The organism is Haloactinopolyspora sp., from assembly GCF_027324685.1.
In the GTDB taxonomy this organism is placed as follows: Bacteria; Actinomycetota; Actinomycetes; order Jiangellales; family Jiangellaceae; genus Haloactinopolyspora.
Genome location: NZ_DAHVSH010000063.1, coordinates 24,140 through 33,883, shown reverse-complemented (window position 1 = coordinate 33,883; position 9,744 = coordinate 24,140). Strand labels below are relative to the sequence as shown.

Genomic DNA, 9,744 nt, shown 5'->3' with positions numbered 1-9,744 from the left:
GCCATCGTCGACGAAGCCGCACTCGTCGACGTGCTGACCAACGGCCCGCTGGCGGCCGCAGGGCTCGACGTGTTCGCCGATGAGCCCCTTCCCGCCGAACACCCGCTGCGCCGCCTGCCCAACGTCGTGTTCACCCCGCACGTGGGGTGGACCGTCGAGGAAGCGTTCACCGAGTTCGCCGAGATCGCTGCGGACCAGTTCGCGGCCTACCGGGCGGCGCAGCTGCCCCGCGAGGACCTCTTGGACCCCGACGTCACCCCGGCCGGGCGCATCGGCGGGATCCGGTCCGGCGAGGAGAGGGCTTCGCATGGCCGGTGACCGGGACGGAACCGCGCTCGGGCTGCCCGCCGATCCGGCGGGCCTGGCCGATGCCCTGCACCGGACCGGTTACCTGGCCGACGACGAATTGGCGACGGTGGCATGGCTGGCCGCGCGGATGAAGCGCCCGATCATGCTCGAGGGCGATCCCGGAACCGGTAAGACGTCGCTGGCCGAGGCGATAGCCACCGCGTTGGGCGCGCCGCTGATCCGGTTGCAGTGCTACGAGGGCATCGACGCCTCTCAGGCCTTGTACGACTGGGACTTTTCCCGCCAGGTGCTGCACCTACGGGCGCTAGAGGCGGCGCACGGCGCGGGCGGCCTGGATGTCGCCGCGGTGGAACAGGACTTGTTCGACGAACGGTTCCTGCTGCCCCGCCCGGTGCTCCAAGCGCTGCAGACGGCGCCGTCGGTGCTGCTGGTCGACGAGGTCGATCGGGCCGACGCCGAGTTCGAGGCGTTCTTGCTGGAGGTGTTGTCGACTCATGCGGTGACCATCCCCGAGATCGGCACCGTCCGCTCCTCTGCTCCGCCGCTGGTCGTGCTGACGTCCAACCGGACCCGGGAGGTTCACGACGCGCTCAAGCGCCGCTGCCTGTACCACTGGGTCGAGCACCCGGACCTCGAGCGTGAGGTGCAGATCCTGCGTACCAGGATGCCCGAGCTGCCGACCGTGCTGGCCGAGCAGGTGGCCGTGGCGGTGGCGCGAATGCGCACGGCCGGGCTGATCAAACCGCCAGGGGTCGCCGAGAGCCTGGACTGGGCGGCGGCGCTGTTCGAACTGGGCCGGACCGAGCTCGACGTGGACACCGCGACCTCGACCTTGGGTGCGGTACTGAAGTATCACGAAGACAGCACCAGAGTGCGCGCGGACCTCGCTCGTTTCGTGACCGGCTGAGGGGTGCGGGCGCATGGCGTCCTCAGGCCGCTGTTGGTGTGTTGGCAGGAGGAGATGGCATGCGTGACGTGATGCCCGCCCTGAAACGGTGGTGGGAGGCATCCACCCCGGTCGGCATGGGAACCGTGGTGGCGACGTGGCGCTCGGCCCCGCGGCAGGCCGGGGCGGCGATGCTGGTCGGGCCGGACGGCGAAGCGGTCGGCAGCGTGTCGGGCGGCTGCGTGGAAGGAGCGGTCTACGAGCTGGCGACGGCGGTCACCGCCGACGGGGTGCCGGTTCTGCAGCGCTACGGCGTCAGTGACGAGGACGCCTTCGCCGTCGGGCTCACCTGCGGCGGCATCATCGACGTGTTCGTCGAACGCGTCGACCGCGCATCGTTCCCGCAGCTCGGCGACGTGATCGCGGACGTGGAGGCCGGTCGCCCGGTCGCGGTGTGCACGCTGATCGAGCACCCCGATCCGACCCGCGTCGGTGCCCGCCTGGTGGTCCGGGCGCCGGCCGGTGAGGCTGCGACCGCGGGGACCTCGGGGACGATGGGATCGGCCCGGTTCGACCACGCCGTCGCCGACGACGCGCTGGGGCTGCTGGAATCCGGACGCACCGAGACGCTCGTGTACGGCCCGGACGGCGAACGCCGCGGCGAGGGGGCCAGGGTCTTCGTCTCGTCGTTCGCGCCCCGCCCGCGGATGATCGTCTTCGGCGCGATCGACTTCGCCTCGGCGCTGGCGAAGATGGGCTCGTTCCTCGGCTACCGGGTGACCGTCTGCGACGCTCGGCCGGTGTTCGCCACCCGCTCCCGGTTCCCGGACGCCGATGAGGTGGTCGTCTCCTGGCCGCACGAGTACCTGGCGGCGCAGGCCGACGAGGGCCTCATCGACAGCAGGACGGTGATCGCCGTGCTGACCCATGATCCCAAGTTCGACGTCCCGGTGCTCGAGGTGGCGCTGCGGCTGCCGAACGTGGCCTACATCGGCGCGATGGGCTCGCGGCGTACGAGCGACGACCGTGTGGCGCGGCTGCGCGAGGCCGGCCTCACCGATGCGGAGCTGTCCCGGCTGTCGGCTCCGATCGGCCTCGATCTCGGTGCGCGTACGCCTGAGGAGACGGCTGTGTCGATCGCTGCGGAGATCATCTCGCTACGGTGGGGCGGGGCCGGCGAGCGACTCAGCGAGACCGTCGGCGCGATCCATCATTGACCAGCACCGCCGCTCGACACCGGTGGCCATCTCGCTCAGAGGAGGACTCGGTACCCATGCGTCGCCGATACGTCCTGTGCGGATTGTCCCGCCGGGGGCTGACGACCTACGCCGGCCCGATGATCGGCATCAGCGGCGACGGCACCGGGGAGGATCACTCCGCCACGGCGCAGCTCGTGGCGGTGGTGGACCCCGACCGAGACCGGGTCCGGCAGTTCAACGAGCGGGTGCTGCCCGCGGGTCATCCGCCGGTGGCGTGGTATCGCCCGGACGAGTTCGCCGCGATGGTCGAACAGACGCAACCGGACGCGGTCATCGTGGCCTCGCCGGACCACACCCATGCCGACCACATCGTCGCCGGCCTGCACCACGGACTCGACGTCATCACCGAGAAGCCGATGGTCACCACGGTCGCCGACGCCCAGCGGGTGCTGACCGCGGAGCGAACATCGGCAGGCAGCGTCGTGGTGACGCACAATCTGCGTTATCCGCTGCGGCATCAGCAGATCAAGCGGCTGATCCGCGACGGCGCCGTGGGCACGCCCACCTATGTGCTCCTGGAATACCACGTGGACATCCGGCACGGGGCGAGCTACTTCCTGCGCTGGAACCGTCGCCGGGAGTTCTCCGGCGGCTTGTCGGTGCACAAGAGCACCCACCACGTGGACCTGGTGTCGTGGTGGCTGGACGACGCGCCGGTGCGGGTGTACGCGGTGGGCGGGCGGCACTACTACGGCCCGGACAGCCCGCACCGGCCTCGGGCGGCCGGCGGCGTGCCCTACGTCGGCGATCAACTGCGTCGGCGCGACCCGTACGCCCAGGCGCAGGCCGGGATCTTCGCCGATGCCGCGGCGACAGGTGCCGCGCGCACCGATGACTTCGGCCTGCCCTACACCTACCAATATCCGCCGGAGCGCGACCTCTCCCCGTACGACGACGAGATCGACGTCGAGGACACCTACACCGCGCTGATCTCCTACGCCGGCGGCGCCACGCTCGTCTACACGATCGACTTCTCCTCACCGTGGGAGGGCTACCGGTTGGTGATCAATGGCACCCACGGGCAGGTCGAGACGACCGCCGGCCGGTTCCCGGACGGCACGCCGCTACCGGATACCCAGCAGATCGTGCACCGGCCGCTGTTCGGGGCCGCGCGCACCATCCCGGTCCCCGTCCCGCCCGGTGGTCACGACGGCGCCGACCCGCAGCTGCGTCACGACCTCTTCGTCGGCCCCAGCGCCGCCTCGGCCGAGCTCGGCTTGATCGCCACCGCGCAGCAGGGGGCCGACGCGGTCGCCGCGGGGGAGGCGATCTGGCGCTCCATCGCCGAGCAGCGTGTGGTCGAGCTCGCGCCGTAGTCGAGCGCGCATCTTCCCAGACCGCACCGGGTAGGACGTGGTCATGGCCGACATCGACGCCGACGTGGTGGTTCTGGGCTGGGGGAAGGGCGGCAAGACTCTCGCCGGGGCGCTCGGTCGCGCCGGAAAGTCCGTGGTGCTGGTGGAACAGTCGGCCACGATGTACGGCGGCAGCTGCATCAACATCAACTGCGTGCCGACCAAGATGCTGATCCATCAGGCCGAATCCCGCCCGGAGGGGGCGAGTGCGCAGGAGTGGTTCACCACGTCCGTCGCGCGCCGCGACTCGCTCATCGACAAACTGCGTGAACGCAACCACGCCATGCTTGCCGATGTCGAGACCGTCACCCTCGTGGACGGGCATGCTCGCTTCGTCGGCCCGCGCCGGGTCGAGGTGCGCGGCGGCTCCGACCGGTTGGTGATCAAGGCCGAAACCGTGGTGGTGAACACCGGTTCGGTCCCGGTCCGCCCACCCGTCGACGGCTTGGCCGAGAGCATGCGGGTCTACGACTCCACCACGCTGCAGCATGTCGAGCCGCTGCCGCGCCGGTTGGTCATCATCGGCGGCGGGTACGTCGGGCTGGAGTTCGCCGGCATGTTCGCGCACTTCGGCTCGCACGTCACCCTGCTCGACCGCCACGAGGAGTTCATGCCCGGTGCGGACCGCGACGTCGCGGCCGCGGTGCAGGCGCTGCTGACCGAGCAAGGCGTGGACATCGTCCTCGACGCCGAAGTGATCTCGATCGACGACGACGCCGACGGCTCGGAAACCTCGGTCACCACCGGCGGCGCGGGTCAGCGACGATTCGCCGCTGACGCCGTGCTGGTGGCGGTCGGCCGAAGGGCGGCGACCGCCGATCTGGACCTGGACGCCGCCGGTGTCCACACCGACGATCGCGGTTACATCGTGACCGACGAGCAGCTGCGTACGTCGGCGCCCGGCGTCTACGCCATCGGTGACGTCAACGGCGGTCCCCATTTCACCTACGTCTCCCTCGACGACTACCGCATCGTGCTGGATCAGCTCACCGGCACCGGCCGCCGCAGGACCACCGATCGGGTGGCGGTGCCGTCCACGACGTTCCTCACCCCGCCGCTGGCACGGGTCGGGGTCAACGAGACCGAAGCACGTGAGCTCGGCACCGACGTCCTGGTCGCGGCCAAGAAAGTCGCCGACGTCGCCGCGATGCCGCGACCGAAGATCCTGGGGATGACGCACGGGCTGATCAAGGTCGTGGTCGACGCCCGGACCGACCGGATCCTCGGGGCCACGGTCTTCAGCGTCGACGCCCAGGAGGTCATCAACCTGATGGCCCTGGCCATGCGGATGGGCACGACAGCCACTGAGCTGCGGGACGGGATCTGGATCCATCCATCGAGCACCGAGGCTCTCAATGAGGTGCTGGCCGACTTGCGGCCGTTGTCCTGACCAGTCCGACGGCGGCACGGCCGGCTCGAGCCCACTGGCCGGCCGGGGCACCGGCACACGTACCGTGATGACCCGAGCGACCTGTCGATCATGAAGGAGTTGACCGTGGCACAGTTCGAATCGCGCACCCGCGAGGACCTGCCGAAGCCCGCCGGCGCCTACGCCCATGTGGTGCGCGCGGGTTCGTTCGTCTACACCGCCGGGTTCGGTCCGCACGACCCGGCGACCGGCGAGATCCCCGACGGGGTGGCCGCCCAGACCCTGGCCACGCTGGACAACGTCGAACGGGCGTTGTCCACGCACGGCCTGAGCTTGGCCGACGTGGTGAAGTCGACGGTGCACCTGCAGAACCTGCGCCGGGACTTCCCCGACTTCAACGAGGCCTACCGGACCCGCTTCACCGACCCGTTGCCGGTACGCACCACGGTCGGCAGCGACCTGATGAACATCCTGGTCGAGATCGACGTCGTCGCCTACGCGCCGTAACCGGCGGGTGGCATGAATGCGAACGGACGCGAGGGCACAGGCCCTGCGTCCGTCGCTTCGCCCCCGTAGGCTCTGCGCATGGCCGAACTCGTGTACTCGCCAGTGGTGTTCACCTGCAAGGCCATGTTCCGGATACTCGACCTCAAGCTCGACGTGCGCGGCAGCGAGCACATTCCGCGGCGCGGGGGAGCCGTCATCGCGTGCACCCACCAGAGCTACCTCGACTTCATCTTCTGCGGGCTCGGCGCGCTGCCGTCCAAGCGCCTCGTGCGCTTCATGGCCAAGCAGGAGGTCTTCGCCAACCGGGTCGCCGGACCGCTGCTGCGGGGCATGCGCCACATCCCGGTCGACCGCGCCGCCGGGCGTGACTCCTACGACGAGGCCGTGCGACGGTTACGCGGCGGCGAGGTGGTGGGGGTCTTCCCCGAAGCGACCATCAGCCGCTCGTTCACGGTCAAGGACCTCAAGTCCGGCGCGGCACGGATGGCTGCCGACGCCGGCGTACCGCTCATACCGATGGCCGTGTGGGGCCCGCAGCGGCTGTGGACGAAGGGCCGCCCGAAGAACCTCACCCAACGCCACGTCCCGGTCGCGATCCTGGCCGGCGAACCGATCACCCCCGACGCGCGGATCTCGCCCACCGAAGCGACGACGCAGCTGCGCTCGCGGATGCAGGACCTGCTCGACACCGTGCAAGCGCGATACCCGGCCACGCCGCAGGGTGACGACGACACCTGGTGGCTGCCGGCGCACCTCGGTGGCACCGCCCCGACACCGGACGAAGCCGCCGCACTGGACCGCGACCGGGCCGAGTGAACGCGCTGCGCCCAGTGTGGCCCGAGCGGTCTCGCGAGGTCAGGAAGCGCCGGGCGGCAGCGGGGTCGACGGGTCGAACGTGACCGCGAGATCGAGATGGCTGGTCTCGACGTCTCCGGTATCGGTGATGCCGAGCACTTCATAGGTCAACGGCCCACGAGTGACGGTGTCACCGACCGCCACCTCGTCCTCGAAGTCGTGCTCGACCCGGTCGGAGGTGCCGGCGCCCTCGGCGTACCAGTACAGCGTGTAGCGAAACGTCGCCGTGTCGCCGTCGACGGTGGTGACGCCGGTGCCGGGATTCGGCCACAAGCCACGGGCCTGCAGCGTGACGCGCGGGGTCTGGTCGGAGTCGGCCGCCGAGCGCGCCTGCACGGAGATGTCCTGCCCGGCCGGTGGCGTGACGTGCACGATGGACAGGTTGCTGCCCTCGGGCGCGTCGCAGGCGATCAGGGCGAACTCGGAGCGGTCGCGGATGGTGTCACCGTCGACGTCCGGCTCGCACAGGTCGATGGCAGCCGAGGCCGTTGTCGGTTCGCCGTCCGGAATCTCGCCGTCGGCGCGAGTGTCGCTGGCCCGTGGCGTGGTCGCGCCGTCGTCGCCGCTCGCGTCGTCGCCGCAGCCGGCCAGGGCGAGCGTGATCGCCGCGCCGACGGCGATCAGGAGGCTCGGTGGTCGCAGGCACGCGGTGGTCAGGGCGTGTCCTCGGTGAGCGGGATCGACGGGTCGAAGGTGACCGCCAGGTCGATGTGGCTGGTCGTGACGTCGCCGGTGTCGGTGATGCCCAGCACCTCGTAGGTCAGCGGTCCGTGTGTCACCCGGTCGCCGACGGTGATCTCGTCGGTGTAGGTGACCACGACCTTCGAGCCGCGTTGCAGCGAGCGCTTGGGAACCGGACTCCAGGCCAGCCGATACGTCAGCGTGGCGCGCTCGCCGGCCACGGTGGCGGCCTTCCACAACCCGGTCGTCGTGAAGTGTGCCCACGGGGCGGTGTCACGGTCGGGAGCTGAGCCGACCTGGATGGTCGGGGACTGACTGACCGGGGGCGTGATGTGGATGATCGACAGGTTCGTGCCCGCGGGCGCGCCGGCGACCACCCGGGCCTTGGCCGTGCGGGTCAGCACGGTGGGATCGTCGGCGGGCGGGTCGACGAGGTCGACCACCACCGACGGCGCTCCGCCGCCGTCTACCTTGCGCTCGCTCATTCGGTCACCGCCACATAACTGAACTCGGGCCAGTCGTCGGCTGGTTCGGGGAACTGGCCGGAGTTGAACTCCTCCGGCGTCATCGCCACGACCGAACCTTCGCCGCCCCAGGGATTCTGCACCAGAACCTTGCCGTCCTCGAAGCCCACCACCGCATAGGCATGACCGCCGCCACCCATGATGATCGGCTTGCCGTTCTCGAACGCCTCTTGCATCTGCGCGAACGTCGCGAGATGCCACGGTGTGATGAGGGGCAACTCAACCACGTTGTTGTCCTGGCCGGAGGTCTCGCTGACGCGTTCGGCCGTGTAAGCGCCGTCGATCTCCTCGTAGTGGCCCCCCTGGTACTGCGCCATCGCCTTCTCGTAGATGGACGCCCAGTTGATCTCGCCGTCACTGTCGCGGCCGTTGAAGATCGGGTTGCCGCCGTCGGCCGGAACGTTGCCGTTCACCGTGACCTCGACCGGGTTGCCGTTCTCGTCGTAGATGGTGACCGTGAACGTCCCGTTCGGGTTCTGCTTGATGTGCTTGTCCACCCACCCGGGGTCGGCGGCCACCGCAGCTGCGATGGACGCCAGCGTGGCGCACTCACCGATGCTGCCCTGGTCGATCTGCACGACCCCGGAGCCGCCATCGGTGATGTCGAAGTCGACGCTCATGTCCACATCGCCGTTGACCCAGCCGTCGGCGTCGCCGTACAGCGTCGGCTCGAGGTTGGGCACGTCGTCGTGGAACTCCTGGATCTGGTCCGCGCGCATGTTCTGCCACAGGAACGAGGTCAGCCCGAGGCTGGCCGGGTTCGGGTCGGTGTCGTCGTTGTTGATGTCGCCCTTGTTGGCCGCGAGCCACTCGTCCAGCGCCGCACGTTCGTCGGGGTCGAGGTTGTCCAGAGCGGCCTGGATCTCTTCAGACGTGTAGCCGTTGGCCGTGGCCCATTCGTTCCAGTTCTCCGGCGGGTCCTCGCCTTCGGACAAGCCGTTGATCGTGTCTTCGATCTCTTCGACGTGCTCGGGGTCGGCGAGCACGCCGGTCTCGAAGTAGTCGTTCGCGGCTTTGTCGTCGAGTTGTTCCCCGCTGATCGGCGCCCCGGGCACCTGGATCGGGTTGAACAGGTAGTCCAGCGGGTCGCCGCGGTCGATCACCGGCTGCAGGTCGTCGGCGAGTTCGCTCAGCAGGGCCCGGGCGGTCGAGGTCTTCTCGTTGAACTCGCCGCGGACGTCGTCGTCGTCACCGTCGCTGCGGATCCGTTCGACGATGTTGCCGTCGTCCCACTCGCGGCGGAGCTCGTCGATGGCCTTCGTCGCGTCTTCGGCCGCATCGGCGATGGCGCGGCAGGCCTGCGCCATCGTGGCCAGGACGTCAGCGGAGTTCGCTGCGTCGAGGGCTTGCTCTTGCATCCGCGTCAGCCGCTCGGTGGGCATCGGGCCCTTCCAGACCGCCTCGCTGGCCGCCGTGGCGGTGTCTTTCGCGATGGCGGCGGCCGCTTCGGCGGCCTTGGCGAACCCCTCGGCCTGATCGCGCCACACCTCGGCGTCGTGCTCGAACTTCTCCGGCTTGTCGAACACGCCTCAGATGTCCTTGTACGCGTCGTAGGCAGCGAGGTCGAGCTTGCCTTGATGCTCGGCGCGGTCACGCAGGACTTGCAGCAGTTCGATCGCGGCGACCCGTGCGTCGATGACGCCTTCGTCGTCGTACATCGCGTCGAGATCCGGGCCGTAGATGCCAGGCATCGCCCCATCGGCTTCCGGGGCGACGGCGACGAGCCGATCTCCGGCTTCCTGGACGGTCGTGGGATCGATCTCGTTCGGCGGAGCCATGATCGAAACTATATACGCGTCCCTTCGACCGAAATTGACTGGTTTGGCGCTTGACGGTCAAGGCTCGCCGCCGAGCGTCAGGGGCGAGGAAAGGCGCCCGACCGGCCCCCGAGCGTTTGTGGGGTCTCCCCAACGGAGGCGCCGCACCACGCGCGGTGCGCGACATTGGTGTCACCGGCGGTCATCCCGCAGGGTAGAGATACGCGCGGGCGACGCTGCCG

General features: G+C 69.6%; 11 protein-coding genes. 7 read left to right on the top strand and 4 right to left on the bottom strand.

Annotated features, from left to right (window positions below; translation table 11 throughout):
• The 7 genes from M6444_RS07735 to M6444_RS07705 all read left to right on the top strand — a co-directional run.
• Positions 1–318 (top strand): NAD(P)-dependent oxidoreductase (locus M6444_RS07735; protein WP_298325163.1); only part of this gene is annotated, 318 nt, incomplete at its 5' end.
• Positions 308–1,216 (top strand): MoxR family ATPase, encoded by a 909-nt coding sequence (locus M6444_RS07730; RefSeq protein ID WP_298325160.1) that lies wholly within the window; start codon positions 308–310, stop codon positions 1,214–1,216. The genes M6444_RS07735 and M6444_RS07730, both read left to right, overlap by 11 nt.
• A gap of 59 nt (positions 1,217–1,275) precedes the next feature.
• Positions 1,276–2,412: an XdhC/CoxI family protein gene (locus M6444_RS07725; protein WP_298325158.1), complete on the top strand. Its 1,137-nt coding sequence runs from the start codon at positions 1,276–1,278 to the stop codon at positions 2,410–2,412.
• Positions 2,413–2,468: 56 nt separating this feature from the next.
• Positions 2,469–3,770, top strand: coding sequence for a Gfo/Idh/MocA family oxidoreductase (locus tag M6444_RS07720; RefSeq protein WP_298325155.1), 1,302 nt, complete (start codon positions 2,469–2,471; stop codon positions 3,768–3,770).
• A 43-nt stretch (positions 3,771–3,813) separates the two neighbouring features.
• Positions 3,814–5,199: an FAD-dependent oxidoreductase gene (locus M6444_RS07715; protein ID WP_298325152.1), complete on the top strand. Its 1,386-nt coding sequence runs from the start codon at positions 3,814–3,816 to the stop codon at positions 5,197–5,199.
• Positions 5,200–5,304: 105 nt separating this feature from the next.
• Complete coding sequence (locus M6444_RS07710; RefSeq protein WP_298325150.1) at positions 5,305–5,685, top strand: RidA family protein; 381 nt, start codon at positions 5,305–5,307, stop codon at positions 5,683–5,685.
• Positions 5,686–5,763: 78 nt separating this feature from the next.
• Entirely contained in the window at positions 5,764–6,501 is a 738-nt protein-coding gene (locus tag M6444_RS07705; protein ID WP_298325147.1) for a lysophospholipid acyltransferase family protein, read from the top strand.
• A 39-nt stretch (positions 6,502–6,540) separates the two neighbouring features.
• On the opposite strand, the gene M6444_RS07700 is transcribed toward M6444_RS07705, so the two are convergent.
• The 4 genes from M6444_RS07700 to M6444_RS07685 form a co-directional block, all read right to left on the bottom strand.
• Positions 6,541–6,912, bottom strand: coding sequence for a hypothetical protein (locus tag M6444_RS07700; protein ID WP_298325144.1), 372 nt, complete (start codon positions 6,910–6,912; stop codon positions 6,541–6,543).
• A 281-nt stretch (positions 6,913–7,193) separates the two neighbouring features.
• On the bottom strand, positions 7,194–7,706 hold the full coding sequence (locus M6444_RS07695) for a hypothetical protein (protein WP_298325142.1): 513 nt from the start codon (positions 7,704–7,706) through the stop codon (positions 7,194–7,196).
• Positions 7,703–9,271 carry a C2 family cysteine protease gene (locus M6444_RS07690; protein ID WP_298325139.1) on the bottom strand — a complete coding sequence of 523 codons (1,569 nt, stop codon included), beginning with the start codon at positions 9,269–9,271 and terminating at the stop codon, positions 7,703–7,705. Before M6444_RS07690 ends, M6444_RS07695 begins: the two co-directional genes overlap by 4 nt.
• Positions 9,272–9,274: 3 nt before the next feature.
• The gene (locus tag M6444_RS07685; protein ID WP_298325136.1) at positions 9,275–9,523 is read right to left on the bottom strand and encodes a hypothetical protein; all 249 of its coding nucleotides are present in this window, start codon (positions 9,521–9,523) and stop codon (positions 9,275–9,277) included.
• Positions 9,524–9,744 lie beyond the last annotated feature (221 nt).